Raw genomic sequence first — 26,105 nt, forward strand, 5'->3', positions numbered from 1 at the left:
GTATGAAGCTCTTCGTAAGAGAAATAACTAAAGCATTATTAATAGGGGTCGCTATTTTTATAGTGTCCCTTATTATCTACTTTGTAAATGGTTGGGAGTTCACTCTTAAGGAATTGTCCGTAGATTTTTGGGAAACCATAGTGTTTTCCATGATTATTTATCTCTGCAACGCGGTATCGTTTATTTTGCTAATGCGGAAATATGATAAAGAATTATTTACCCGCAAATACATCGGTTATGGAATAATAGGGAATATCATTGCCTCCATAATTGGTATCTTTTTAGCCCGCTTAGTTCTTAAGGTACTTATCTACAATGTTGGTTTTAGTACGTTTATTTTGGACGAAACTCCAAAGGATTATTACACCTCTTTTTTAATTGCTATGATAGTTGCGCTGTTGTTCTATGCAGCCTACTACTACAAATACTACAAGGAAAAGCAGGTAAAGGAGCAAAAGATAATTGCCGGGTCGGCATCCGCTCGGTTCGATGCGCTGAAAAATCAGTTGGATCCCCATTTTCTGTTCAATAGCCTTAATGTATTGACCAGTTTGATAGATGAGGATCCTCACCAAGCACAAAACTTCACCACATCGCTTTCCAAAGTATATAGATATGTGTTGGAGCAGAAAAACAAGGACCTGGTTACGGTCGATGAAGAATTGAAATTTGCCCGAACCTATGTTAGACTCCTTAAAATGCGCTTTGAGGACAGTATTATTTTCGATATTCCGGATACTTGCTCCCAGCCTGAAGCTAAAATAGTGCCCCTGTCATTACAGCTTTTGTTGGAAAACGCAGTAAAGCACAATGTGGTCACTTCTTCCCGGCCATTGCATATCAAAGTATTTGAACAAAATGGTATGTTGGTGGTGAGCAACAACCTCCAAGAGAAGCAGGTGGTTAAAAAGAGCAGTGGGGTAGGACTCCAAAACATAAAACAACGGTACAATATCCTTACGGACCGTGAAGTGATCATTGAGAAAACGGAAAGCGATTTCGTGGTTTTTATACCTATGCTCACCCAAAAATATACGGTTCTAGAGACACAGGAGAGCTATATTGAAGAGAAACGCTATGCCAATGCCAAGGAACGGGTCAAGAATATTAAAGACTTCTATGGCAATCTTATGGCCTATTGTATTGTGATTCCTTTTTTATGGTGGCTCAACTTTCGTACTACGGATTTTCTATGGGCTTTCTTCCCTACGTTGGGTTGGGGATTTGGACTTACGGCCCACGGTATGGCAGCCTTCGGCTATAATCCGTTATGGGGAAAACGTTGGGAGGAGCGCAAGATCAAAGAATTAATGGAAAAGGACGATTTCTAGGAATTCAGATTTCAGTTGATAGATTTCAGAAGTCGGATTTCCGTCTTCGAATTGTCCAAATCAATGAGCACAGCATATAGGTTGCAATCAGGAAAATTTAACGAACTTCCCTCAACCCTCAACCCTCAACCCTCAACCCTCAACCCTCAACCCTCAACCCTCAACCCTCAACCCTCAACCCTCAACCCTCAACCCTCAACCCTCAACCCTCAACCCTCAACCCTCAACCCTCAACCCTCAACCCTCAACCCTCAACCCTCAACCCTCAACCCTCAACCCTCAACCCTCAACCCTCAACCCTCAACCCTCAACCCTCAACCCTCAACCCTCAACCCTCAACCCTCAACCCTCAACCCTCAACCCTCAACCCTCAACCCTCAACCCTCAACCCTCAACCCTCAACCCTCAACCCTCAACCCTCAACCCTCAACCCTCAACCCTCAACCCTCAACCCTCAACCCTCAACCCTCAACCCTCAACCCTCAACCCTCAACCCTCAACCCTCAACCCTCAACCCTCAACCCTCAACCCTCAACCCTCAACCCTCAACCCTCAACCCTCAACCCTCAACCCTCAACCCTCAACCCTCAACCCTCAACCCTCAACCCTCAACCCTCAACCCTCAACCCTCAACCCTCAACCCTCAACCCTCAACCCTCAACCCTCAACCCTCAACCCTCAACCCTCAACCCTCAACCCTCAACCCTCAACCCTCAACCCTCAACCCTCAACCCTCAACCCTCAACCCTCAACCCTCAACCCTCAACCCTCAACCCTCAACCCTCAACCCTCAACCCTCAACCCTCAACCCTCAACCCTCAACCCTCAACCCTCAACCCTCAACCCTCAACCCTCAACCCTCAACCCTCAACCCTCAACCCTTAACCCTTAACCCTTAACCCCTCTATCTACAACTCATCCCATTAAAATTACAGTTCGGGAATTCACTTTTCTTTTTGCCCCAGGCTATTCTGATATTTGACCTGTAATCAATAATTAAAACCGAACAGTCATGAAAAATGTAAACGAACACCGTTACACAAGAGCAAAAGAAAGAGTGGAGAGCCTTAAATCCTTTTATCATAGCTTAATTGCCTATTGCGTGGTAATTCCACTTTTGATCTACATCAATTATAGGACCACCGATATTCCTTGGGCCATTTTTCCCGCCGTTGGATGGGGATTTGGTTTGGTCAGCCTTTGGATGACCGCTTATGGACACAATCCCATTTTTGGAAAGGATTGGGAAGAGCGTAAGATTCAGGAGTTTATGAACAATAAAGAATTTTAAGAATGAGTATTTTTAGCTACAACATCACATCAAACAACAATACCATGGAAACTATAGATAAAGAAAACAAATATGTAAGGGCGCGTGAGCGTGTTCAGGAGCTTAAGAAGTTCTACGGTAACCTCACCTCATATGTGCTTGTAATAGCCGGATTGGCAGTTCTAAATTACTACACCACGGGCTTTGGCTATATGTGGTTCTTGTGGGCCGCTTTTGGTTGGGGAATCGGAATTGTTTTTCATGCCATTAAAACATTTGACCTTAATCCCTTTTTTGGAAAACAATGGGAAAAACGCAAGTTAGAGGAGTTTATGCGTGATGATGAACAAAACAATAAATGGAAATAACCATGGAAAATAGCAACAAAGAAAAATACAATAGGGCCAAAAAAAGAGTGGATGAACTCAAAGGCTTTTATATCCATTTGGCCATTTATGTGGTGATAAATGCCTTTATTCTGGTGAACTTGTACCTAAGGAGCGATGACTTTTGGAAATGGGAGCATTTCTTTACTTTAATTGCCTGGGGAGTGGGAGTTCTCTTCCATGCGTCAAAAACCTTTGGTTTCAATCCATTGTTGGGTAAAGACTGGGAAGAACGCCAAATCCAAAAGTACATGGACGAGGATAAAGAAGAAATGAACAAGTATAAATAAGATTATGGTCAACAAAGATACAGCGAGAGAGAACGCCAAAAAACGCGTCAAGGAGCTCAAAGGGTACTATAGACACATTTTCATTTTTATTGTCGTTAACGGCCTCTTATACCTTCTTAAGACCGGAATATTAAATTCGTTATTACCAGAAACATTTCCAAAGGAGTCCTATTACTATGATTGGATCAATGCAAACATCTTGATTTGGGCCGTGATCTTGGTCGTTCATACATTGATTCTGCAAAGGCATAAATTTACGTTCTTTAAAAGATGGGAAGAACGACAGATTCAAAAATACATCGAAGAGGATAGGAACAAGGTAGATAAATATAAATAGCATCATGGACAGAAATTCCGTTTTTGAAAAGGCCCAGCGAAAAGTGAATGCCATAAAAAGGTTTTACTATCATTTGACTTTTTTTATTTTAGTAAGTTCTGTCCTCTTGGCCTTAAAAGGAAGTACCGTTGATTGGTTCATGGAAACCAGTGGCAACTCTAATGAAGCTTTTTTGAAATGGATAGATTGGAATATTTTGGCGATACCTATAATTTGGGGAGCTGTGATCGCTGTCCAAGGAAGGTATGTTTACAGATTTCATTTTGATGATAAAAAAGTATAGTGAAGAAGAAGTAACAAGAAAAATCACAACAAGACCAAAACCTAAACAACAAACCAAACCTATATGAATGTCCTGATCATTGAAGACGAAAAACCAGCGGCAAGAAGATTGTCCAGACTGCTCTCCGAATTGGAAATGGAGGTCTCCACCATGTTGCATTCCGTTGAAGAATCCATAGCATGGTTTCAGAAAAATCCGCATCCCGATTTAATCTTTCTGGACATCCAATTATCCGATGGACTTTCCTTTGAAATCTTTGATGAAGTCGAGGTGAAAAGTGCTATCATTTTTACCACCGCTTATGATGAATATGCACTCCAAGCATTCAAGTTAAATAGCATTGATTATTTGTTAAAACCAATAGACGAAGAAGAGCTGGAAAGTGCCGTAAAAAAGTACCGGAATTTTAAACCGGAAAACCAAAAAATCCCCATCGATTTTAACGACATAAAAAAGCTTTTGGTTAACCCTTTGGAACGCGAATTCAAGAAGCGGTTTACAGCTAGGGTAGGACAGCATTTAAAAATTATAAATGCCGATGAGGTAGAGTGTTTTTATAGTGAGAACAAAGGTACTTATGCCGCTACTTCGGATGGAAGAAATTATTTATTGGACACTACCCTGGAACAGTTGGAGGAGGAGTTGGAGCCACAGACATTTTTTAGGGTCAGCCGAAAATTTTATGTGAACATCAACCATATAGGAGACATTATTTCATATACAAATTCAAGGCTTCAAATCAAGTTAAAACGGTTTGATGAGGCTGAAGTGATAGTAAGTAGGGAACGAGTAAGAGACTTTAAGTTATGGTTGGAATAAATTAATTTAAAAAACTGATTATCATTTTTTTAAAAAAATATAAAACTAATAATAGGTTTTTCTTATAGTGAGTTTTTTGGGTAAAAAACCTACTTTTCTTCAACTCGATTGTCATCAAAAGCGGAAGGAAGAAGTTTAGGTATCAATTTAATAAAAATAGGCAGAAGAATCGCTCCTCCGGGCAGCATAAAAATTGCCAAGGAAGGAATACTTTTAAAAATATCGAGCAATTGATTTTGCACTTTTTTCTTCTCTTCGTTACTCAAATCCTTCACGGTCGACTTGGATAAAAGTGCGACCAATTCCCTACTTTCGGTCAGCTCTTTTTTTAATCTTTTACTGTTTCGAAGAATTAATTTGCTCACGTTTTTGGACATCCCATCATAGAATTGAACGGCCAAATTTTTGTTGCTCAAATAGGCAATTTTATCCTTGTTTTTCTCGAAGAAATTCATCACAAAATCGAGCTCAGATTCTACTTCTTTTTTAGACTTTCCAAGGTCTTTTCCAAGACCAAAAATGTAGTCCGTTTCAGAGTAGTCCAACGTCTTATCTTCCCATATGGTCAGGCATGCCATATCCAGAAAATAATCCTTCTCATTTTTGGTGAAATTCTGGTTCAATAAATCCGAATATTCGCCTTCAAATTTTGCATTGTCAAGATCCACATAGGTAAGGGAAGACCCCAACAATTGAATCAATTTTGCATCCGATTCATGGGTCTCTTTGGAGTTGAGGGCATGGTACACAATATTAATGGTAACATACTCCAAAAGTTGTGCATGGCTCATCATGTCTTTATCGCTTCGGAGATAAATTATGAAGATGAGAATATCTACATAAAGTAACGAATTGGTCAAACTATTTCCGAGTGCCCTACTAAAAGTGTTGTCGCTTAAATAGATTCGGGAATCAATCAATTTTTCCAGTTGGGAAATTGTTTTTGAGCCGCTCAATATCTTGCTCAAAAACGAAATCCTGCTCACATTCAAGGATTGATAGTATTCGAATATTTTGTTGACGAAGGCCTCGAAATCGGTCTTTCCAACCTCAAAGGTATAGGTGTAGTATAAAGCGGTCAGTAGATTGATCTTGGCAATCTCGTCCTCGCTCAATGTGTGTTCCACATCTATAAACGATGGGATGCTTAAGTGGACACCGTATATGAAACCATTTGTTTTGAGTTCTCTGTACAAACTGTCAAAGTCTTCAAAACGGGAAGACTCTTGAGCTACTAGGTGACCAAATTTGTTGATCCAGCCAGAGGCGGAAGGGTTCATGGATACATTTTAACGCATCAAAGTAAAACAATTTCTCTGACTTTGCTTTGGTACAGGCCAATGACTTCGATGAAATTTTAACATTTCAAAACCAAACCGCGTACTACGCAGTTCCGTAGGTAGGGTAGATACAAGCCCTAAAACAACAAACAAAATGAAGATAATAATACCACGTATCTGTTTATTCCTCATCTTGACGTTTCTGGTTTCTTGCGTTCAAGAACCGGAAGTGTTCAAAACAAACAAATCGGACTATGATCACTTTTTGGTATCAGGTCCGTTAAAGACTATACCCGCTAATTTACAGTTTGAAGTAGAAGCCAACTCTGATAGTATGCAATTGCCCGGTTTGTGGAACTTGACGGACGATAACATGCAAATTTATAAGGAAACCGGTGATGTCAAATTCTTAAAAAATTCAGCGAAGATCTTAAATAAGGCGATTGAGATGGCTACTACTGAAAAATCTGGATTTATAAGGGCTTTGTCCAATAATTACATGTTGCAGCACAGGTTCAAGGAGGCTTTGGTGCTGGCAAAAGAGGCAAGAGCTCTAGGTACCGATTTGGAGGCGACCCAGAGTTTGCTGTTTGATATTCATATGGAATTGGGCAACTATGGGCTTGCAAACAAATACTTGGATAGCATCAAGGATGTATCAAGCTATGAATATTTGGTCAGGTTGGCTAGGTGGAACAATTTCAAGGGTCATTCTGATTCTGCCATTAAGCTCATGGAAAAAGCGACAGAGAAGGCAGAGATTTCCCAGAATGAAGACTTGTTGTTGTGTTCCTACCTCCATTTAGCGGATTATTATGGGGCAACAGGACATATAGAAGAAGCTTACAAACTATATCTCAAGGCGCTTCAAATATCGCCACAAGATGCAAATGCAAAAAAAGGAATCGCTTGGATCGTGTATTCCCACGAAAGAAATGGTATTGAGGCACTTCGGATTTTGGACTCCATCACACAAAAGAACAAATCCCCCGAATATTATTTGTTGAAAGCAGAGATTGCAGCTTTTATTGACGATGATATGTTGAGGGTCCAGGCATTGGATGATTATTATAAAATGGCAGGTAAAAACACGGATTATGGCGATATGTACAATGCCCATAATGTGGATTTTTTGCTGAGTATGGATGTGGAACACCGAGCTTATGAATTGGCACAGGAAGAGGTGAGTATTAGACCTACACCCCAATCTTATGGGTGGTTGGCCTACAGCCTACTTCATTTGGGAGAAAAGGAAAAATCAATGAAGGTTATCGAAGAACACGTAATAGGTGTCACCCATGAACCTGCCGTTTTGCAACGCGCTGCCGAGATTTACAAAGCAAACGGAAAACAAGACAAGGTTAAAGCGCTAAAAGAAGAATTATTGGGGGCAACCTACGAGCTTGGCCCCATAAAGGAAGCAGAGGTTGCCAGTTTGTGAATTTCCCCCGCTAAAAGCAAGGTTGAAGACCGATAGGGTCTCGGCTTGGTTGTTGTTTTTAGGTACGCCATGGTATTTTTGCCATGGCGTTTTTTTAATCATCGGCAATGGCATTTTGGGTCTCGCTTTCTTGCTCTTTCAAGATTTCAATACCTTTTTGTATGACCAGATTGGTAGGGATGGTAATTCGTTTGCCATCATCCGTGCGCATAAATAGATAGAATCCGCTGATGTCCTCAACTTTTCCGGTCCAGTCAAAATCCTTGTCCATCACCCTAATTCTGTCACCCAAACGCAAAGGATGGTTAAAAAAGAGGATAACACTTGCCGTAAGGTTGGAAAGGATGGACCATTGCGCTACGAAACCAACTCCCAATATGGCCAACATCGAGGAAATAAATACCGAAAATTCCTCGAAATTGACTCCCCAAATCAATGAAATGCCGATAAAAGCCAGCAGATAGAACAGCAAATTGCTCAAATAAAAAATTATTTTTCTACTGTTCATATCAATGGAACTTGTTCTACCGAACCGGCGAATAGCCCTTTTGCTGAAAGAGTTGAGCGTAATGATAATGGTCAAAAGAATGATAGTGAACAAAATCTCGGATTTGAAGGACATAGTGTCAATCATGATGCTTCTTAGTAAATTTGATTTATATTGATAAGTCTAAACTACGAATAAACCCTTTCATATTTTTAAGCCATGAAAACAGATTTTGAAGAAAATTCGTGGGTAATCAACTACTCTCCCGAAAATTACTCTAATCACAAATTCTCATTGGAGAGCGATTTGTTGCTTTCAAAAGGCGATAAATCCATTACTTGGGTAAATACCTATGGTTTGGATTACATGGAAGAGTTTAGGCAAATGGTGAACGGTAATAACCTTGACGATTTTTTACTGCGCCTGCTCTTGAACCAAAAGATGGGAAACAAGGTCATAGTGCTGGAAGACCAGTTGTTTATTGCGGCCCGAATCCTTAAAACAGAACACGATACTATGGAGTCCGAGCAAATGTATTTTGTGGTCTCAAAGGACTTCAATTGGTGCATCCAGGAAAAGTGGGGGGATCATTTTGATTGGATTCGCCAGCGAATATTTGAAAACAAGGGTATCATCAGAAAAAAACGGGCAGATTACCTGCTTTTTTTTATTCTAGAGACCTTGATCACCAATTACAAAGATAAGTACGAGGAAACGGTAATCATGGAAAATGCCTTGGATGCCATCGTAAAACGTGAACCAACCCCTGAGTTTATGTTCGAGGTAGAGCAGAAAAAAGCGGTGATACAAGATTTTAAGAAAGCAGCACAAGGTCTTAGGGATATCATCATCAAGTTGGAACGAGTTCAGGTCAAAGGCTTTCACACCAAATATTTTAGTGAACTTCGTGAACAGATAAATGGCCTTATTGCCGATATCGATTCGGATATTATGGAACTCGAAAGCCAAATAAACCTCTTTTTCAGTGTCCAGGGCCACCGCTTGAATGAGGTAATGAAGACCTTGACCATCTTCTCAGTGGTGTTTATTCCCCTGACATTTTTGGCCGGCATTTACGGGATGAACTTCGAAAACATGCCCGAGTTAAGGTCACCTTATGGTTATTTTATTCTATTGGGCGTAATGCTCATAGTCACCATAATATCTATAGTCATTTTTAAGCGGAAAAAATGGTTTTGATGGATTGAATTACTTCTTTTTGATGGCTTAGTGATTCCTCTTTGTCATCCAATGATAAACATCATATTCTTGAAAAACACAGCTCGGTAGATTTGTCTCATCATTATTAAATAATACACGATGAGAAAAAGAATACTTGTAGCGGCTATCGCTGTAATGGGATTAACAAACTTGGCAGTGGCACAAGATGCCCCGGCGGACAATAGCGGAAAATGGCAATTTAGATTAAGGGGAATCGTGGTCTCCCCAGATGAAAGCGCGGATATTGAAGCCATTGGTGGGGATGTGGATATTTCCACCTCAATTGTTCCTGAATTTGACATTACCTACTTCTTTGATGACAATTGGTCGATGGAATTGATTTTGGGAACTACAAAACATGATGTCAAGGCAGTAGAGACTGCCGTAGGAGAAATCGATTTGGGCCACGTTTGGTTGTTGCCCCCGACACTTACAGGTCAATACCATTTTACCGGAGGTAATTTGGTCCCCTATGTCGGGGCAGGGGTGAACCTTACCTTATTTTACGGTGTTGATGAAGGACCGACGGTTGATGATATCAACTATGATACGGCTGTTGGCTTTGCACTTCAAGGTGGGTTTGATTATATGTTGAACGATAAATGGTTTTTGAACTTTGATGTTAAGAAGCTCTTCCTGAACACCACTGCCACCGTTGATGCTACAAGCGCCCTGGGAGCTACCGTAGACGCAGACGTAGATATCAACCCTTGGATTTTTGGGTTTGGGATAGGTCTTAAACTTTAATATTCGATTGTTTTTTTAGGTAATCTAAGTTTTGAAGGTGGTTTGGCTTTGCCGACCACCTTCTTTTTTAAGAGCCTACGGCGCCAAGGGTGTACAATTGCTCCAATGTTGGTGTTTCGCTACCACCTTCGGGTTCCAAAGTAATACCAAAGGCTTCCGATTCATTCGCGTTTTCCAATGTAAATAACTTAGTGTCCACCGATGCAAAATCATCCAATAATCCAATGCTGGTGGGTGTTAGTGGGTCCAGTTTTAGGGACCAGACCTGATAGGTGAAACCTTCGGGTGGTTCTGGAAGCCCTTTGGCGTCAATAATCACTTTGCTTTCTTCTTTGTTCCAATAGGCTTTTGCATAAGAAGAAGGGGACACCGTTTGTCCACCAAGTGCAATCACCGTAACGTTTTGGTCTCTAATACTCTCAAGAAGCGATTCTTTATAAGTGATTTCCTCTTGGGTATCCGAGAGTATATCCTCTAGACTTTGTTTCTCTTTGTTGGTAAGCTCTATTTCCGATTGTAGTTTGGAATTCTCCGTATACATCCAAAACAATCCGACGGCCAACAGCACCGATGCTGCCCATCCCAAATAACTGCCCCAAGAGGTTCCCTTGCCGGAGGTACCTTCAGGTATAAATGGAATAACATCATCTATTCGTGCTTTTATCTTGGTAAAACCATCCGAAGGCATCTTCGGTGATGCGGCTTCGGTAACTGCAAGAATGGCTCGCTCTATAGCCTCTATCTCACTCCTTATTTCAGGGTATTGAATAGCATAATGTTGCACCTCCAAGTTTTCCTCCGTGGACAATGCTCCTGCAACATACAGTTCCAATTTTCCAGACGCTATGTATTCTTTCACATCCATGCTCATGCCATATTTTTTCTAATATTTGAAATACAGCTTCTTATTCTCGTTTTGATGGTGCCAACTGGCGTATCCAGCTCTTTGGCAGCTTCTTTTTGTGTATAGCCTTTAAAATAAAGCATATCAATTAGTAAAATGCACTTTTCCTTTAATCCTTTTAATAAAGACTGAAGCCCAATAGTGTCCATTCTATCATTAAGGTCTTCGCCGTTTTCATAGATACCTACGAGAGAATCTACGGGGAGGTTCTTTTTTTGATTTTTATGGGTTTTTGAGCGCACTTCGTCGATTGCGGCGTTACGGGCTATGTTCAAGATCCATGTGAAAAAACGGCCTTTGGAAGTGTCGTACTGGTCCGATTTTTCCCAGATTTTCACGAATACATCTTGACAGATTTCTTGGGAACGCTCCGTATCCTTCACAATTACATTGATTACCCCACATATATTTTCAGCGTACATGTTGTACAAAGCTTCAAAGGCAGCACTGTCCTTTTTCTGAAATTTTTCTATGAGGTTGTCCAATTGCATAACCGGTTGGTTAAAGATATAAAAAGTTGGCTGTGTTTGTGCTATTCAATATTGATTCCCTTCAGCACCAATGTTTTCCATTCGGGATGTTCTTTCAGATATTTGGCAACAAAGGGACACAACGGTATGAGCGTCCAATCTTCCTTTTTGATATGCTCCAGAGTTTGTTTGATGAGTTCAGAGCCTATGCCTTGGCCTTCGTGCCCTGGGGGGACTTCGGTATGGGTAAGGTATATTTTTTCTTTGGCTTTGATATATTCAATTTTTGCTATATCGCCATTATCCAGTTCAAACTGGAACCTTTTGGCGGATTCGTTGTCTACAAGTTGATATTGCTTTTCCACAAAATTTTAGTGATTGGTTATCGGTAGCTTAATGCGCCCGATGGACATTTTGAGATTTGTTGTTTCAATTGTTCGGTGGATGCGTTTTCGGCTTGTATCCAAGGTTTTTCTTTGGGGTTATAGACCTTTGGCAACATTTTCACGCAAATTCCGGCATGTTGGCAAAGTTCAGGTTTCCAGATCACGGCTATTTCCCCGTTAGAATATTCTTTCATAGCACACAAATTGAAATAAAAAAAGAGCTGCCCGAAAGCAGCTCTGAATAGTTTTTATTGAATGATACCTGTACAAGCGATTCTTGCACCGGCAGCTCCGGATGGTTGGGAGGTATAATCATCCACTCCTTGATGAACGATTACTGCTTTGCCCAAAATGTTTTTCTTTTCGTCATCGCAACCAATGCACCATTCGTCCGTAGAAAAATCTACTGTTGCGTTTCCATCTGCATCTGCGGTAAAGTTACCGATGTCACCTTTGTGGTAACCATCTTCAGCTCCCCATTTACCGTGCTTTTCAAAAGTTGGGTTCCAGTGTCCTCCTGTTGATTTTCCATCTGCGGAAGAACAATCTGCTTTTTCATGAAGGTGAATGGCATGTTCGCCTTCATCAAGCCCTGTAAAGGTAGCTTTCATAGTAACATTTCCATTCTCTTGGGTAAAAACAACCTCACCGTTCACATTACTGTCGCTTTTAGGTTCCATGCTAAATGTAATGGATTCAGGTTCAGTAGTTTCAACCATTTGATCCACGGTTTCTTCAACTTCCTCAGTTGCTTCTTCTGTTTCTTTTTTAGCTTGTTTGCAGCTAAACGCAGTTATAAATACTAGCGCTAACGCTATTGCTTGTATACTTTTCATTAAAATGAGTTTTTAGATTAACCACTAAGTTAGGTATTATTTATGCCGCTGTCAACCATTCACGTGCTCTATTGATCAGTTTTTTTGCCCTTAAACAATCCTCTTAAATCTGGATTGTAAAAAATGGCCAACTGTAACCTGTCATAAACAGCATTGGCAAACTGATTTCTCAAGTAACCTAACTGCACACTGGTGTTTTCGGTAACATTCACACCAACAGCACCATACAGCCTGTTTTGGCCAAATAGATTATCCTGTAGATTGATGAACAATTCATCATAAAAATTCAGAAAGAACGTATTGGTCAATGGCAGGGTCATTTGAATCCGATAACGCGCCCGATGTTGTGTATCGGTGGTTTCCCCAAAATCCAAAAAACGCTGCTCCAAGCGGTAACGGTGCTCAAAAAGAAATTCCCAGACTTTGTTTTTGAGTATAAATTGTTCAAAAATCCGATGCTCCTTTGAATTGATCTCGCCTTCAAACTCATAAAAATTATTATCGGTATCAATAAACGCATAACCTCCTGTTGCAATAGCATTTGGATCGATATGGTAATTAAGTCCCGTTCTCAACAACATTTGGTTAAAGTTGCTCGTGGTCTCATAAAACCTAAACTGTGCCTCTGTATGAATGCTTAAACGTTCCGAAATTTTGTTGGTGCCAAAGTACATGTACCAAGCTCCCATTTCATCCTCACCAGGTTGTTGTGCATTTGCGGTTAATGTTCCTAATAGTATAAAAAGGGCAGTTAATTTTTTGATCATTTACTTTCTTCTTTTATTGGCGTGCTTGCATCTCCTTTGAGGTACTCGTCCAAAAACTCCAATATTTTGCTGTATGCAGTGATTTGATTCTCTTTTTTGACAAAACCATGTCCTTCATCCTCAAAGAGGACATACTCAACAGGGACTCCATTCTGACGCACCCCAGCTACAATTTCGTCAGACTCTGCCTGCAATACCCTAGGGTCTTGTGAGCCTTGAAGTACGATCAACGGTTTGGTGACCTTATCGGTATGGAAAAGAGGGGAAATCTGTTTCAACCGAACGGAGTCGGCACTGTAAGGGTCTCCCAATTCTTTATACAATGCATCTTTAAAGGATTCCCACCATGGCGGAATACTTTTTAGGGTTCTCATCCAATTGGTCACCCCAAAGAGATTGACCCCTACATCAAATTCTTCAGGGGCGTAGGTCAAAGCGGCCATGGTCATGTATCCGCCGTAGGATCCTCCAATAATTCCTATTTTCTCCCCATCGATTTCAGGTTGTTGAGCTAGCCAATTTTTTCCTTCTACGCAATCTTTCAAATCTTTGTCACCATGGTTAAGGTCGTCCATTTGGTAGAAGGTTTTGCCATATCCACTGCTTCCACGATTGTTCACCGCTAAAACGGCATAACCATGGTTCACCAAATATTGGATAAACGAGCTGAAGTTTTGACGGGATTGCCCACCAGGACCTCCATGTACCCAAACCAAAGCGGGTACAGGATTTTCTTCGCTTGCTTGGTGTGGGGTATAGTAAATGGCTGGGATTTCCAAGCCATCAAAGGATTCATATCGGATTACCTCGGCCTTGACCAGATCCTGTCCTTGGATTTCTGGGTTCAATACATCAGTCAGCTTTTTCTGCTCCTTGGTTTCCAAATTGTACACATAAAGGTTTGATGGTGTATGCGAACCGCCTGCGTAAAAACGCATCATGGTTTCGTCGTCGGAAAAGCTAACGCTGGTAATTTCCATGTTCTCCACCTTGGGGAGTTCTATGTTTTTGCCCGTGGCCACCTCCATCACTTCGATGGTGTTTTTGGCATCTTCGTTAATGTAAGTGACTTGATAGGTGCCATTATCCGTAAAATAACTACCTGAAATATCCCAATCACGTTCCATTGCCTTTTCGTACGAGCCATCAGCAATGGTGTATTTCATCAAATAAGAAAATTCGCTGCCATCATCGGTGGTGTAATAAAGTGCGGAACCATCGGGTGAAAAATCCTGCGGTGCGTTTCCACTTTGGTTTTTGTTGATTTTCATCAATTCTTTTGACTCCAAATTATACAAGAACAAATCGCTATCGTTCGTATTGATGGATTTGCTCAACGCCACATATTTTTCATCTGGGGAAACAACGCCAACATCGTATCCATCATCGTTTTGATAGATCAATTGGGCGTCCATGGTCTCCAAATTCATTTTGTAGAGGTCCATAAATCGGCTATCCCGCTTGTTGGAGCCATAAAAGAATGCCGATTTGTCCTCGGACCATTGGTAAAACAGGGAACGGGCCCCTTCCTCTGGTGTCAGGTCTTTGTTGCTGCCATCGGTGTCCCGAACAAAAATGTGATAGATTTCATCGCCATTGTTGTCCATACGGAAGAGCATTCGTTCATCATTCGGAAAATAAGAAATAGAGAACACCGATGAGCTGTCCGATTGCGTTATGGGAATCATGTCGCCACCCGAAGTGGGTATGGTGTAGATATTATAAATGCCCGAACGGTTGCTCGATACCAACAATTTGGATTTGTCGGGTGAAAAACTTCCTCCTCCAATGGATTCGTTATCCATCATTTGGGCAATGGTGTAGGTCTTCATCGTATCTGCTACGGAAGGTTCCTTTTTTTCTTCTTTGCACGCCCAAATGCTGGTGATCAGGGCAATGGCCAATAATTTTTTCATGGTTCGCTTATTTAAGTTCAAAACTTTCGGTTTCCTTAAAAGGAGATAGATCCAATGATTCAATGGATGTTCTGTACGATTTCCATTCATCATTAAAGAAGGCATTGGTGCTTTCCAATACTGCCTTTAGTTCTTCTTCTGCAAACCGAATCATTCTTCTTTCGGTTTCGGTGATTCCAGATTTTCTTGTGTTCACATAATAAGAAGCATCTCCCAATCTGGTCATTACGTTGGGTTCGGGGTCATCGGTGATTCCTTGTCGTTTGTCTTCCTTGCCCAAATACAGAGCAATGACAGAATCGATTTGCTTTGTAATTTCTTCGGATGCTTTTATCTGTTCCTTGAACTTGTCCTTGTCCAGTTCCTTGAGCTCTTTTTTGAATTTTTCTGCCAAATTTTTGCTTTCCACCAATTGTTTTACGGCATCCGCGGCTGTTTGCGTGTACCCTTCCAGTTTTTTGCCAGTTTCGTACACTTCGTTGATGGAGGCGAGATCAACATCCAACCTTGGGTCCGTTTTAACGGTTACCATGGTGGAATCGGACACATCGCCATAAACCGCCTTTACTTTGTAAGTTCCTGGTTTTACCTCGATACCACCACGTTCCCTATCGCGTTTGCTGATGGTTCTCGAAGGTCTATCTGGACCTTTTTCATCCAGGTTCCAATAAATTCTATGGAAACCAGCCTTTTCGGGAGTTTTGTATTTCAATGTTCTGATGAGCCTATCACCATCATAGAATTCAAAAAAGATGGAATCCTTGATTTTTTCCTTTGGCTTTTCGTCCTCGGCCTTGTCACCTTCATCGCTCTCGTCTTTTTTCTCTTCCTTGGATTTGTCAGCTCCTTCTTTTAGGTAGTATGTGATCATAGCTCCCGACTCCCTGTTCTCACCGCTGTAAATGGCATCTCCACCAAACCTACCGCCAGTGGGCTGTTGGTAAGCGGCCAAAAAGGCATCAGGACTATCAAAAAGACCGATTTCTTTCTCCAAAACAGATGTATTGTCCGCTAATTTTCGTAACGGTCGGATATCATCCAATACCCAAGCGGCCCTACCAAAGGTTCCGATGACCAAATCCTGTTCCCTTGGATGAATGGCCAAATCCTTTGTGGAAACGGTTGGGAAATCCTTGTCCCATTTTTTCCAATTGTTGCCTGCGTCCAATGAAAGATAAAGTCCATCATCCGTACCCAAGAACATGAGGTTTGGGTTTTTTTGGTCCTCGATAATGGAAAGCGTGTAGCTTTCCACATCGTTTTCATCTACAATACGGGTCCAGGTTTTGCCATAGTCTTTGGTGCGGTAGGCGTATGGTGTATAATTAAACCTTCTGTAATCGTTTGCTATCAATAGGGCTTCGCCTTTATTGTTTTGGGAAGCTTTTATCTGTGGAATCCAGCTTCCCGTTGGTAAGCCTTTGATGTTTTTGGTGACATCGACCCAAGTTTCTCCACCATTTTGGGTATAGTGCACACGTCCATCGTCAGTTCCAATCCAGAGCATATCCTTTTCAACGGGTGAAGGTTCGATGACGATGATGGTGCAGTGGTTTTCCGCCCCTGTGGCATCCATCGTAAGTCCACCGCTTTCGCTCTGTTTTTGTTTTTCTTTATCGTTTGTCGTCAGGTCTGGCGAGATTACTTCCCAAGTCAAACCTTTGTTTGTGGATTTGTGCACAAACTGACTTCCAAAATATACCGTGCTGTTATCAAAAGGGTCTTGGCCGATGGCCGCGTTCCAGTTAAACCGAAGTTTTGTGTCAGCATCGGGAGGGGTAGGGCGTACAATGTAACCGTTCCCTGTTTTCCAATCGTATCGGCTCACATATCCTTGCTGGCTCATGGCGTATCCGAATTGGCTATCGTCTTTGTCCGGAACCACATCGAACCCATCGCCGAAGGCGATTTCTTGCCAATAACTGTTTCGGATACCTTGTGCTTTCCAAACATAGGCGGGTCCTCTCCAAGAGCCGTTGTCCTGCATACCTCCATATACATTGTACGGATACTCGTTGTCCGTACTAATGTGATAGAACTGTGCCACGGGCAAATTACCAATAAAGCGCCATGTTTTGCCTCCGTTTTTGGTAATGTTGAGACCTCCATCGTTACCATCCATCATAAATTGTCCGTTTTCGGGGTGAATCCACCAAGCATGGTGATCGGGGTGTACACCATTGTCCACCCCATAGGCGGGCATCAATTGGGTGAAGTTTTTACCACCATCTTCGGAAACATTGATATAGGTGAAAACCGAATACACCCGATTTTCGTTCTGAGGGTCCACATATATTTCTGAATAATAAAATGGACGGTTTCCTATATCGCTTTTATCATTGATTTTTTCCCATTTGAAACCACCATCTGTGGATTTGTACAAAGCGTTTTTCTTCGCCTCTACCAAGGCATAGATGATATTGGGTTTGTTTCGGGCTATGGCAACACCAATCCTTCCCAAATCTCCTTTGGGAAGTCCATCTTCTGCGGTGATTTGTTTCCATGTTTTACCACCGTCGTGCGTAATGTGCAATCCGCTGCCTTCTCCGCCCGACTTAAAGAACCATGGTTCTCTTTTGTGCTCCCACATGGCAGCAATCAGTTTGTTCGGGTTTTTTGGGTCCATGACCAAATCGGCAATGCCTGTTTTGTTGTTCACGAACAATACCTTTTCCCAAGTTTCCCCACCATCGGTAGTTTTAAAGACACCTCGCTCGGGGTGCTCGCCCCAAGGGGAACCAATGGCGCCTATATACACTACATCGGGGTCTGTTGGGTCTATTATGACCCTATGGATATGCCTTGTTTTCTCCAATCCCATGGATTTCCATGTTTTACCCCCGTCCAGGGACTTATAAATTCCATATCCGCCATTTAGGCTGTTTCTTGGGTTGCCCTCTCCTGTACCTACCCAGATTACCGATGGGTTGGATTGTTGGATGGCCACAGCTCCTATTGAGCCTGTTACTTCATTATCAAAAACAGGTTCCCATTTTATCCCGCCAGAAGTTGATTTCCACAAGCCGCCCGAAGCTGTTCCAACAAACATTACATCGGGATTGGAATGGACCACATCAATGGAAGTGACACGACCGCTCATTCCTGCGGGACCAATGTTTCTTGGTTTCATGTCGCGCAGCAGTTCCACATCAAAATCTTGTGCGGTGATACTGGCCGTAATAAGAAGAACAAAATAGAGGATTGATTTTTTCATTAGTTGGCTTTGTTTTTTGAGTTTAGCTTTGACCAGTTAACGGCATACTTCGGACAAGCACGGTCATTTTTTGGTCGCTTAAAGATACCAAAAACCCCTACCTCATTTCTTAAAAGGATGTTAATGAAGTGTGAAGGGACAGCGTGGCTTATTTATCCTTGTAAACGACCCCATCTTTCATCACATATTTTACGTGTTTCATTTGAGAAATGTTTTCAACAGGATTCCCCTCAACAGCAATGATATCTGCCAAGTATCCTTTTTGAATCGTTCCCAGTTCATCAAAATGAAGAATTTTTGCATTCAGTGAGGTTGCTGATCGTAAGGCTTTGATGGGCTCCATGCCGTAGGCTACCATAAGTTCCAGTTCACGATAATTTTCTCCGTGGGTAAATACACCAACGTCGCCACCAAAAACAATATCAACCCCCGATTGCAGAGCCAGTTGAAAGGATTTTTTCTTTTTTGCCACTCGTTCCGGGTCGGGTTCGGCACCTTTTTTCCAACCTTGATATTGCGATATGGCATCTCCCGCGGCAAGGGTTGGGCAAAGGGCTACTCCATTTTCTTTCATCAAACTAAAGATTTCGGCAGTACCGCCATCGCCGTGTTCAATGGTTTCCACACCTCCCAAAATAGCGCGCCTCATTCCTTCTGGGGTACTGGCATGGGCCACCACATAACGACCAGCTGTGGTAGCTGCAGAAACCATAGCGTTTATTTCCTCCTGTAAAAAGGTAGGCTGGGAGGGCTCACCCTTGCCCCAGCGGTAATCCGCATATATTTTTATGAAGTTGGCCCCGTTGCCTAGTTGAGTTCTCACTTCTTTGACGGCATTGTCCCTACCGCTCACGGGAACAGCACCGAGAGGCACTGTGACACCGTCATGGAACCCTTTTGGACCATAGGCTCCTGTCGCCACTATGGCTGGACCCGCCATCAAAGTGCGCGGGCCTGGAATAATACCGCCGTCAATCGTCTTTTTGAGGTAGATATCGGTATAACCAGCTCCCTCTGAACCCAGGTCACGCATGGCGGTGACGCCTGCCATCAATGAATTTTTGGCGTGAACGGAGCCTCTGATAGCCCTCTCAGTGGGGGATTCCTTCAGAACTTGGTCGTTCCATTCTGTTTCGTTGTATGGGTGCAACAGCAAATGGGAATGTCCTTCAATAATACCTGGCATCAGGGTCATGCCCTTTAATTCTTTTTTGGTGTAGGAGCTGGCTCTTTTCAAACCGTTCATTGGGCCAGCATAGGTTATTCGGTTGCTGTCAATAGCCACTACCCAACCGTTATGGATTTTCTTACCATCAAAAACCCGTTCTGGTACAAGTAGGGTCTGTGATTGCAATGTGTTCACCAATAAGGTAATAGCTAGGACAAATATGTATTTTGATTGCATGTTGAGGTTGTTGTTTTGGAATTAATCCATTTTAGCGTTCTCCAATAATTTCTGAATTCGTTTTTTGGAAAACACCTGATTTCCCTTGATCACGGAGTAAATCTTCTGTGTATTTTGGATGTTTTCCAATGGATTGGCATCCAAAATAACCAAATCGGAGACTTTTCCTTTGGAAATTTCTCCATAATCATCCGTTTGACTTAAGAATTTTGCTCCGTTTGGACAAGAGGTTCGCAGTGCATCGAGAGGTGATATCCCGTTCGCTACCATGGCCTGTAATTCCTTGTGCAAGGAAATACCAGGATAGGCATAAGAGTTGAACGCCCCGCTGTCCGACCCAGCCAATAATTGAACTCCAGCGGAATCAAGCGATTTCGCCAATTCGCCAAAAAAAGCATCCAATCGCTTTCTATTTTCACTGGCTTCTTCGGATGAATTTAATGCTGATTGTATTCTTCCTTGATAGGTTTGTATGATACCATCACCCATGTATTGAAGATACTCATCGTTGCTATGGTCCACCTCGTCCAAATAACTCAATGTTTCCCCAATGTGAAGGGTCGGAACTACAAAAACATCATTTTCTTTTAACGTATTAAAGGTTTTGTGCGCAGTGCTGTCCGCATAACCTTCCATAAGGGCTGGCATGGCGTCCCAAAAACCAATTTCACCCTGACTCAGCTTCTCGGTAATTTCCATTTCATTGCTGGCACAGCCTTTCATAATGTAGTAGAGGTGCTCAATGCCATCCATCCCTGCGTATATAGTCTCTTCCAAGGTTACAGTGAACGGCATATGCCCAGAAACGGTAAATCCTCTTTTCTTGGCTTCTCTTATTGCTGCCAAGTAGCTGTCAGGTGAAATTCTACTGTCATAAATTTTTACAAAGTCCACGTTTAAAGATTCTAGCGAATCCAATGCTTGGACAACATCATCTTCCGTTTCCACTTCCAAGGAACCTGCCCATCTACTATTGGGACCATCTATTTTTGGTCCAGCGGTAAAGATTGTGGGGCCAACCAACTCTTCTGAGGCAATTTGATTTTTCCAGTCCATAACGGAATAGGTGAGGTCGCCGCCTGCATCACGAACTGTGGTAATGCCATTGGCAATGAACAGTTTTAGAAAGTTCTTGTTGTTTTTGATCAAAGTATCACCTCCCCGTAAATGGATATGATTGTCCCAAAACCCAGGTAGAATGTACTTTCCAGAGGCGTCGATGGTGGAATCAGCCTTAAAATTGCTTGAACCTTCAGTTTCTACGGCCTCAATCTTACCATTGGATACCAAGATATTTTGGGTTTCAATTTTTCCGGTTTCCAGATGGATGACCTGTGCATTGGTAATTGCGAGATCGTAATGGTTGATAGTTTCCTTCTTACAGCTGGCGATTATGAAGAGAAGGGATAAAAGTAAAGGTCTAATCATTTTAGTTTGGTTTATTATAATCCTTAAAGATACCTGATTTTTTATTTCCTATCCCTTTGGGTTTTTCCGATTTTTTTGGTGATTTTTAACCAAATACAAGTTTTGAAGGAAACAAAACCAAGCTGGCTCTATTTATTATTGTTGATTCTCTCGGGAGAGGCCATCTTTATCCTTCCTTTTGTGCTACCACGTGTTTTTAGGCCCACGGTTCTGGATGTTTTGGAGTTGGACAACGTAGAGTTAGGACTCTGCTTTTCGGTTTACGGACTGGTTGCTATGGTTTCTTATATTTTGGGCGGTCCATTGGCCGACAAGTACCAGCCTAGAAAGTTGATAGCCATTGCTTTGTGGATGACCGCATTGGGCGGTTTTCTGTTCGCTCAATATCCAGATTTGTGGGTACTTCAGGTGTTGTATGGTTGGTGGGGATTTACCACGATTTTTCTTTTTTGGGCGCCCATGATCAAGGCCACAAGGATTTGGGGAGGAAGCGATTCCCAAGGTAAGGCTTTTGGATTTTTGGATGGTGGTCGTGGACTTACGGGTGCCCTGTTCAGTTTATTGGGTGTGGTCGTGTTTTCGTTTTTTTTGTCCGAGTCTTTGGATATGGCGAGTTTGGATAGCCGTAAAGAAGCATTTACATATGTACTCTACTTAACATCCATAATCATTATTCTGGTGGGGGTTTTGGTCTGGTTTTTTATGAAAACGGGTAAAAACGAAGAAGAAGCAACCCTTGACCAGATTTCTTGGGGAGATATCAAACAGGTTTTAAAATTGCCCTCTGTTTGGCTTTTGATGGTGATTATTCTTTGTGGTTACGTGGGGTATAAGATTACGGACATCATATCTCAATATGCGGAAGAGGTGATGCTGTACAACCAAGTGGATTCTGCCAAAGTGGGCACTTTGTTGCAATTCCTTCGCCCGGCCACTGGTATTTTGGTGGGTTTGATAGCCGATAAACTGAAGATTACCTGGCTTCTGTTCATGAGTTTTGTATTAACCTTGATTGGAGGTGTATTGTTTGCCAGTGGACTAATTGCACCTACCACAATGCTTTTGTTCTTTATGTCGGTGGTTGTGATAGCGGCAGGTGTATACGCTATAAGAGCTTTATACTTTGGTGTAATGCAGTCAGGAAAGATACCGATTACGTTCACAGGAACTGCTGTGGGACTCATTTCGTTGGTAGGATACACTCCTGATGTGTTCGCTGGACCAGCTTATGGTATGCTATTGGACGCACATCCCGGAGAAGAACTGGGTCACCAACATGTTTTTTGGATGTTGAGTGCCTTTGCTTTTGTTGGCGGTTTAGCCGCATGGGTCTATCACAGAAAATATGGTAGATGATTTTCTAATTCCTGTATTTGATGTTTTTTTCTGAAAAGGCGATGATCTCCTTTATTCTTTTACTTCGTGTTTCTTCCCGTTTAGCCTGATTAAGCCACATGAGATACCCTTTTCGTTGCCCTACGGTGAAATTCTGAAAGTTGGTGTGGGCATTTGGCTTCTTTTTAAATGCCTTTTGTAGATCCTCGGGAACCACACCATTTTCGGCATCATCCAACACGGTCCAAGAACCGTTTTCCTTGGCAATTTCAATCGCGTTTAACCCACTTTGGTGCATCAACCCACTGTCTAACAAATCCTTTATGTAATCCTTGTTCACCTTACTCCATGTACTCTTCGGTTTTCTTGGGCAGAAGTATTGTTTGCGCTTGCCATCTCCTAAACTTCTTACGGTACTGTCTATCCAACCGTAGCACAGGGCCACCTTTACGGCCTCTTCCCAACGCATACTTTCTTTATGGTGTTCCACCTTGTAGAAGATAAGATGGATGCCAGTGTATGAGCTATGGTTTTCATGAAGCCAATCGCGCCACTCCTCATCATTTTTAAAATAATGCTCCGGGTGCTTCTCCAAATCAGATTTTTTTGGTCTCTATGTAAAAGTTTTTATCAAAAACCACTTGGGTTCCATCCAATTTTTCGGTTTTCCATTCACTATTGGGGAACAACCACTTTTCGGAACCATCAATAAATACCCGAACAGGCATGTCAAAGTCTTGCACTACATCTGTGTATCTGAACTTAATCTCGTCTCCTTCCAACTTGTATTCCAAATTAGGAATCATTGTTGTTCGGAGATATTGATTAAAGAATGCGGATAAATCTTTGCCCGTATGTTTGCTGAGGTAACCCTCAATTTCTTTGGTGGTCACTGTTTTGTGATAGAAATCTTTATTCAATCCTCTTAAGATTTGGCGCCATTTATCATCATCCTCCACCAATTGGCGAAGTGTATGCAACATGTTGGCGCCTTTGTAGTACATATCTCCAGAACCGGATTTGTTGACTCCGTAGGTTCCGATAATGGGACTGTCGTTCTGAATATTGCTTCGTGTTCCTACAACATAAGCTTCAGATGCTTTTGTACCAAAATGATAGTCTAGGTACAGGTTTTCCGAGTATGCGGTAAATCCTTCATGAATCCACATATCCGCAATATCCTTATAGGTGATGTTATTGGCAAACCATTCATGTCCCGCTTCGTGTATTATGATAAAATCAAACTGCAAACCCCAACCGGTTCCGGACAGGTCTCTTCCCAAATATCCGTTCTCGAACTTGTTTCCATAGGTAACGGAGCTTTGGTGTTCCATGCCTAAATAGGGAACTTCCACGAGTTTAAAACCATCCTCATAAAAGGGGTAGGGACCAAACCAATGTTCAAAGGCCTGGAGCATCATCGGAGCTTGTACAAACTGCTTTTTGGCCTTCTCTAAATTTTCTGGCAATACATAGTAATCTAGTTTCAAAGGACCTTTTTCACCTTCGAAAACTTCATCAAAATGGACATAGTTTCCAATATTGACATTTACTCCATAATTATTGATGGGGTTTTTTACTACCCAATTGTAGGTTTTGAATTCATCTATTTCCTCAACGCTTTCCAGTTGTCCGTTGGAAACATCCATTAGTTCTTTGGGAACGGTAACACTAATGCGCATACTGTCCACTTCGTCGTACATGTGGTCTTTGTTGGGCCACCAAACGCTTGCACCAAGTCCTTGGCAGGATGTAGCCACAAAGGGATTACCATTCTTATCCTGTTTCCAAGAGAAACCACCGTCCCAAGGTGCACGAACAGCTTCCCGTGGTTGTCCCGAATATGTGATTTTAACTTCGTTGAATTCGCCAAGAACCTGTTTTTTCTTTAGTTTGATGAAATGCGCATTGCCTTCTGAAGTGAACTTCAATTTTTTTCCATCTTGCTCAATGGACTCAATCTTCATGGGTTCTTGAAGATCAATTTGAAGTGTTTTGGCTTCTTCCAAAACTTTATACCTTACCACGTTATAGCCCGAAATAAACTTCTTTGAAGGCTCGATTTTAACGTTGAGGTCGTAGTGATTCAAGTCCCACCATGCCCTTTCAGGTGTAATACTGCCCCTTAAAGTATCTTGTCTTGTAAGTTCTTGGGCGTTAATGGACCATACCCCGAGTATAAGGGCAAAAAGAATTAAACTTTTTTTCATTGTTTTTTTGTTATCTGAATACTTTATTTGGAAAAACTACAGGACTTTCATGTCCATTTTTACCTATGGCCGCAACACCAAAAAAGAAATTATCTATCACAACACCATCTAAGGTGTGTTCGGTTACATTGCCCACATATTTGTAATTGTCCCAAGTAGGAGAGGTAGTGTCCCTCCAATAAATTTTATAGCCAACGGCACCATCTACCTCGCTCCAGCGCAATTTGGCACTGGGTTCAACAATGCCTCCGATTTCTACCGTTTCCGGTGCAGGGGGAGCCCAAGCAATGGAAGCTAGGTTGATAGCATTTACCGCAGTAAGTTTTTTGGCGTATTCAAAGTTTACGTGCTCCAAAACATCACCGTAGGCAATACCATTTTCCTCGCGTATATCTTGATGTTGCTGTGTGTAGTTTTCATGGGCTTCCATAATTCGGATTCCTGCATATCCGGCGTCGTTGAAAGGTCTATGGTGTCCACCTCTACCGAATCTATCTAGGCGATAGATCATCATGGGGTTCATTTCTGGCATATAGGTTTTAGTGGTTTTGTAAACATAGCGTGCCAGCTGACGTGAAATACCATCAACCTCTCCACCATAAAAACGTCTGGCTCTTCTTTGTTCTTCTGTTTCGGTTGGGGGCACAGGTTCAGAGAATATTCTAAAATCCCGGTTGCTCACAACACCATCGACGCCCGTAATATTACCGATCATATCATTATTTAGTATACCCACAATATCCCATTCTTTTTTCTTGGCATACTCGGCAAGGCCTTTTCCTCCGTAAAGTCCTTGTTCTTCGCCGGAGAGGCCTACGAAAATGATGCTGCTCTCGAATTTGTATTTTGATAATACCCTAGCGGCCTCAATAGTCCCGGCCATTCCACTGGCATTGTCGTTGGCTCCAGGGGAATCCGAAGTATAGTTGGTAGGGTCGCTTACACGGGAATCAATATCCCCGCTCATGATGATAAATCTGTTTGGAAATTTGGTCCCACGCTGGATGGCAACCACGTTCACAATTTCCACATCTTTTACGATTCGGGCATTGTCACCTTTTTCGATTAGATTTTTTTGATAAAAAACCTCTAAACAATCTCCACAATCGGAAGAAATTTTATCAAACTCTGACTTGATCCATCTTCTGGCGGCACCAATCCCTCTAGTCTGGGAAACCGTATCGCTCAAGGTATGTCTGGTTCCAAAATTGACCAAGGTGGTAACATCAGATTCGATACGTTCCGACGAAACCGCATTGATAATGTCATAAATTCTGGTATCGGTCTGCGCATAAATTGTTGTAGTGAAAACCACAAATAGCAAGGGGAATATTTTTCTCAT

General features: G+C 42.0%; 26 protein-coding genes. 11 read left to right on the forward strand and 15 right to left on the reverse strand.

Annotation, left to right across the window (positions count from 1 at the left end; translation table 11 throughout):
* Positions 1–2: 2 nt before the first annotated feature.
* The 7 genes from K1F36_RS05155 to K1F36_RS05185 all read left to right on the forward strand — a co-directional run bounded on the left by K1F36_RS05155 (position 3) and on the right by K1F36_RS05185 (position 4,716).
* On the forward strand, positions 3–1,331 hold the full coding sequence (locus K1F36_RS05155) for a 2TM domain-containing protein (protein ID WP_220112844.1): 1,329 nt from the start codon (positions 3–5) through the stop codon (positions 1,329–1,331).
* Positions 1,332–2,343: 1,012 nt separating this feature from the next.
* Positions 2,344–2,622, forward strand: coding sequence for a 2TM domain-containing protein (locus K1F36_RS05160; RefSeq protein WP_220112845.1), 279 nt, complete (start codon positions 2,344–2,346; stop codon positions 2,620–2,622).
* Between the two features lie 2 nt (positions 2,623–2,624).
* Positions 2,625–2,969 (forward strand): 2TM domain-containing protein, encoded by a 345-nt coding sequence (locus K1F36_RS05165; RefSeq protein ID WP_220112846.1) that lies wholly within the window; start codon positions 2,625–2,627, stop codon positions 2,967–2,969.
* 2 nt (positions 2,970–2,971) lie between these two features.
* Positions 2,972–3,277, forward strand: a complete 306-nt coding sequence (locus tag K1F36_RS05170; protein WP_220112847.1) for a 2TM domain-containing protein — start codon at positions 2,972–2,974, stop codon at positions 3,275–3,277.
* Between the two features lie 4 nt (positions 3,278–3,281).
* Positions 3,282–3,614: a 2TM domain-containing protein gene (locus K1F36_RS05175; RefSeq protein WP_220112848.1), complete on the forward strand. Its 333-nt coding sequence runs from the start codon at positions 3,282–3,284 to the stop codon at positions 3,612–3,614.
* A 4-nt stretch (positions 3,615–3,618) separates the two neighbouring features.
* Complete coding sequence (locus K1F36_RS05180; RefSeq protein WP_220112849.1) at positions 3,619–3,897, forward strand: 2TM domain-containing protein; 279 nt, start codon at positions 3,619–3,621, stop codon at positions 3,895–3,897.
* A gap of 63 nt (positions 3,898–3,960) precedes the next feature.
* A complete protein-coding gene (locus K1F36_RS05185; protein WP_207032931.1) occupies positions 3,961–4,716 on the forward strand; it encodes a LytR/AlgR family response regulator transcription factor in 756 nt (251 codons plus the stop codon).
* Positions 4,717–4,805: 89 nt separating this feature from the next.
* Here the strand turns inward: K1F36_RS05185 and K1F36_RS05190 are convergent, their stop codons facing one another.
* The gene (locus K1F36_RS05190) at positions 4,806–5,996 is read right to left on the reverse strand and encodes an LETM1-related biofilm-associated protein (protein ID WP_220112850.1); all 1,191 of its coding nucleotides are present in this window, start codon (positions 5,994–5,996) and stop codon (positions 4,806–4,808) included.
* Between the two features lie 154 nt (positions 5,997–6,150).
* Here K1F36_RS05190 and K1F36_RS05195 point away from each other — a divergent pair, with 154 nt between their 5' ends.
* Entirely contained in the window at positions 6,151–7,437 is a 1,287-nt protein-coding gene (locus K1F36_RS05195) for a tetratricopeptide repeat protein (protein ID WP_220112851.1), read from the forward strand.
* A gap of 94 nt (positions 7,438–7,531) precedes the next feature.
* On the opposite strand, the gene K1F36_RS05200 is transcribed toward K1F36_RS05195, so the two are convergent.
* Entirely contained in the window at positions 7,532–8,071 is a 540-nt protein-coding gene (locus tag K1F36_RS05200; RefSeq protein WP_220112852.1) for a mechanosensitive ion channel family protein, read from the reverse strand.
* A gap of 72 nt (positions 8,072–8,143) precedes the next feature.
* Here K1F36_RS05200 and K1F36_RS05205 point away from each other — a divergent pair, with 72 nt between their 5' ends.
* Positions 8,144–9,124, forward strand: coding sequence for a CorA family divalent cation transporter (locus K1F36_RS05205; protein ID WP_220112853.1), 981 nt, complete (start codon positions 8,144–8,146; stop codon positions 9,122–9,124).
* A 120-nt stretch (positions 9,125–9,244) separates the two neighbouring features.
* Positions 9,245–9,892, forward strand: coding sequence for an OmpW/AlkL family protein (locus K1F36_RS05210; RefSeq protein ID WP_220112854.1), 648 nt, complete (start codon positions 9,245–9,247; stop codon positions 9,890–9,892).
* A gap of 67 nt (positions 9,893–9,959) precedes the next feature.
* Here K1F36_RS05210 and K1F36_RS05215 read toward each other — a convergent pair whose 3' ends face one another.
* From K1F36_RS05215 to K1F36_RS05260, 10 genes are all read right to left on the reverse strand, one after another.
* Positions 9,960–10,757 carry an anti-sigma factor gene (locus tag K1F36_RS05215; protein WP_220113075.1) on the reverse strand — a complete coding sequence of 266 codons (798 nt, stop codon included), beginning with the start codon at positions 10,755–10,757 and terminating at the stop codon, positions 9,960–9,962.
* Positions 10,758–10,759: 2 nt separating this feature from the next.
* Positions 10,760–11,287, reverse strand: a complete 528-nt coding sequence (locus K1F36_RS05220; RefSeq protein ID WP_220112855.1) for an RNA polymerase sigma factor — start codon at positions 11,285–11,287, stop codon at positions 10,760–10,762.
* Positions 11,288–11,328: 41 nt separating this feature from the next.
* Entirely contained in the window at positions 11,329–11,631 is a 303-nt protein-coding gene (locus K1F36_RS05225; RefSeq protein ID WP_220112856.1) for a GNAT family N-acetyltransferase, read from the reverse strand.
* Positions 11,632–11,648: 17 nt separating this feature from the next.
* A complete protein-coding gene (locus tag K1F36_RS05230; protein ID WP_220112857.1) occupies positions 11,649–11,846 on the reverse strand; it encodes a (4Fe-4S)-binding protein in 198 nt (65 codons plus the stop codon).
* 54 nt (positions 11,847–11,900) lie between these two features.
* Positions 11,901–12,488, reverse strand: coding sequence for a superoxide dismutase family protein (locus tag K1F36_RS05235; RefSeq protein WP_220112858.1), 588 nt, complete (start codon positions 12,486–12,488; stop codon positions 11,901–11,903).
* A gap of 68 nt (positions 12,489–12,556) precedes the next feature.
* Positions 12,557–13,255, reverse strand: a complete 699-nt coding sequence (locus K1F36_RS05240) for a DUF2490 domain-containing protein (RefSeq protein ID WP_220112859.1) — start codon at positions 13,253–13,255, stop codon at positions 12,557–12,559.
* Positions 13,252–15,171, reverse strand: a complete 1,920-nt coding sequence (locus K1F36_RS05245) for a S9 family peptidase (RefSeq protein ID WP_220112860.1) — start codon at positions 15,169–15,171, stop codon at positions 13,252–13,254. Before K1F36_RS05245 ends, K1F36_RS05240 begins: the two co-directional genes overlap by 4 nt.
* A gap of 7 nt (positions 15,172–15,178) precedes the next feature.
* A complete protein-coding gene (locus K1F36_RS05250) occupies positions 15,179–18,385 on the reverse strand; it encodes a VPS10 domain-containing protein (protein ID WP_220112861.1) in 3,207 nt (1,068 codons plus the stop codon).
* A 148-nt stretch (positions 18,386–18,533) separates the two neighbouring features.
* The gene (locus tag K1F36_RS05255) at positions 18,534–19,790 is read right to left on the reverse strand and encodes a metal-dependent hydrolase family protein (RefSeq protein ID WP_258538946.1); all 1,257 of its coding nucleotides are present in this window, start codon (positions 19,788–19,790) and stop codon (positions 18,534–18,536) included.
* Positions 19,791–19,811: 21 nt separating this feature from the next.
* Positions 19,812–21,218, reverse strand: coding sequence for an amidohydrolase family protein (locus K1F36_RS05260; RefSeq protein WP_220112862.1), 1,407 nt, complete (start codon positions 21,216–21,218; stop codon positions 19,812–19,814).
* Between the two features lie 102 nt (positions 21,219–21,320).
* On the opposite strand from K1F36_RS05260, the gene K1F36_RS05265 reads away from it, so the two are divergent.
* Positions 21,321–22,574, forward strand: coding sequence for an MFS transporter (locus tag K1F36_RS05265; RefSeq protein WP_220112863.1), 1,254 nt, complete (start codon positions 21,321–21,323; stop codon positions 22,572–22,574).
* A 4-nt stretch (positions 22,575–22,578) separates the two neighbouring features.
* On the opposite strand, the gene K1F36_RS05270 is transcribed toward K1F36_RS05265, so the two are convergent.
* From K1F36_RS05270 to K1F36_RS05280, 3 genes are read right to left on the reverse strand one after another with little or no spacing between them, the layout of a single operon-like run.
* On the reverse strand, positions 22,579–23,148 hold the full coding sequence (locus tag K1F36_RS05270) for a YdeI/OmpD-associated family protein (protein ID WP_220112864.1): 570 nt from the start codon (positions 23,146–23,148) through the stop codon (positions 22,579–22,581).
* A 1-nt stretch (position 23,149) separates the two neighbouring features.
* Positions 23,150–24,763: a M1 family metallopeptidase gene (locus tag K1F36_RS05275; protein WP_220112865.1), complete on the reverse strand. Its 1,614-nt coding sequence runs from the start codon at positions 24,761–24,763 to the stop codon at positions 23,150–23,152.
* A 10-nt stretch (positions 24,764–24,773) separates the two neighbouring features.
* Positions 24,774–26,105 carry a M28 family metallopeptidase gene (locus K1F36_RS05280; protein WP_220112866.1) on the reverse strand — a complete coding sequence of 444 codons (1,332 nt, stop codon included), beginning with the start codon at positions 26,103–26,105 and terminating at the stop codon, positions 24,774–24,776.

It is taken from the genome of Flagellimonas abyssi (assembly GCF_019457905.1).
In the GTDB taxonomy this organism is placed as follows: Bacteria; Bacteroidota; Bacteroidia; order Flavobacteriales; family Flavobacteriaceae; genus Flagellimonas; species Flagellimonas abyssi.

Excerpts from the sequence above, each read along its gene's own strand:
- K1F36_RS05155 (WP_220112844.1), top strand. The coding sequence starts at position 3 with ATGAAGCTCTTCGTAAGAGAAATAACTAAAGCATTATTAATAGGGGTC.
- K1F36_RS05160 (WP_220112845.1), top strand. The coding sequence starts at position 2,344 with ATGAAAAATGTAAACGAACACCGTTACACAAGAGCAAAAGAAAGAGTG.
- K1F36_RS05165 (WP_220112846.1), top strand. The coding sequence starts at position 2,625 with ATGAGTATTTTTAGCTACAACATCACATCAAACAACAATACCATGGAA.
- K1F36_RS05170 (WP_220112847.1), top strand. The coding sequence starts at position 2,972 with ATGGAAAATAGCAACAAAGAAAAATACAATAGGGCCAAAAAAAGAGTG.
- K1F36_RS05175 (WP_220112848.1), top strand. The coding sequence starts at position 3,282 with ATGGTCAACAAAGATACAGCGAGAGAGAACGCCAAAAAACGCGTCAAG.
- K1F36_RS05180 (WP_220112849.1), top strand. The coding sequence starts at position 3,619 with ATGGACAGAAATTCCGTTTTTGAAAAGGCCCAGCGAAAAGTGAATGCC.
- K1F36_RS05185 (WP_207032931.1), top strand. The coding sequence starts at position 3,961 with ATGAATGTCCTGATCATTGAAGACGAAAAACCAGCGGCAAGAAGATTG.
- K1F36_RS05190 (WP_220112850.1), bottom strand. The coding sequence starts at position 5,996 with ATGAACCCTTCCGCCTCTGGCTGGATCAACAAATTTGGTCACCTAGTA.
- K1F36_RS05195 (WP_220112851.1), top strand. The coding sequence starts at position 6,151 with ATGAAGATAATAATACCACGTATCTGTTTATTCCTCATCTTGACGTTT.
- K1F36_RS05200 (WP_220112852.1), bottom strand. The coding sequence starts at position 8,071 with ATGATTGACACTATGTCCTTCAAATCCGAGATTTTGTTCACTATCATT.
- K1F36_RS05205 (WP_220112853.1), top strand. The coding sequence starts at position 8,144 with ATGAAAACAGATTTTGAAGAAAATTCGTGGGTAATCAACTACTCTCCC.
- K1F36_RS05210 (WP_220112854.1), top strand. The coding sequence starts at position 9,245 with ATGAGAAAAAGAATACTTGTAGCGGCTATCGCTGTAATGGGATTAACA.
- K1F36_RS05215 (WP_220113075.1), bottom strand. The coding sequence starts at position 10,757 with ATGGATGTGAAAGAATACATAGCGTCTGGAAAATTGGAACTGTATGTT.
- K1F36_RS05220 (WP_220112855.1), bottom strand. The coding sequence starts at position 11,287 with ATGCAATTGGACAACCTCATAGAAAAATTTCAGAAAAAGGACAGTGCT.
- K1F36_RS05230 (WP_220112857.1), bottom strand. The coding sequence starts at position 11,846 with ATGAAAGAATATTCTAACGGGGAAATAGCCGTGATCTGGAAACCTGAA.
- K1F36_RS05235 (WP_220112858.1), bottom strand. The coding sequence starts at position 12,488 with ATGAAAAGTATACAAGCAATAGCGTTAGCGCTAGTATTTATAACTGCG.
- K1F36_RS05240 (WP_220112859.1), bottom strand. The coding sequence starts at position 13,255 with ATGATCAAAAAATTAACTGCCCTTTTTATACTATTAGGAACATTAACC.
- K1F36_RS05245 (WP_220112860.1), bottom strand. The coding sequence starts at position 15,171 with ATGAAAAAATTATTGGCCATTGCCCTGATCACCAGCATTTGGGCGTGC.
- K1F36_RS05250 (WP_220112861.1), bottom strand. The coding sequence starts at position 18,385 with ATGAAAAAATCAATCCTCTATTTTGTTCTTCTTATTACGGCCAGTATC.
- K1F36_RS05255 (WP_258538946.1), bottom strand. The coding sequence starts at position 19,790 with ATGCAATCAAAATACATATTTGTCCTAGCTATTACCTTATTGGTGAAC.
- K1F36_RS05260 (WP_220112862.1), bottom strand. The coding sequence starts at position 21,218 with ATGATTAGACCTTTACTTTTATCCCTTCTCTTCATAATCGCCAGCTGT.
- K1F36_RS05275 (WP_220112865.1), bottom strand. The coding sequence starts at position 24,763 with ATGAAAAAAAGTTTAATTCTTTTTGCCCTTATACTCGGGGTATGGTCC.
- K1F36_RS05280 (WP_220112866.1), bottom strand. The coding sequence starts at position 26,105 with ATGAGAAAAATATTCCCCTTGCTATTTGTGGTTTTCACTACAACAATT.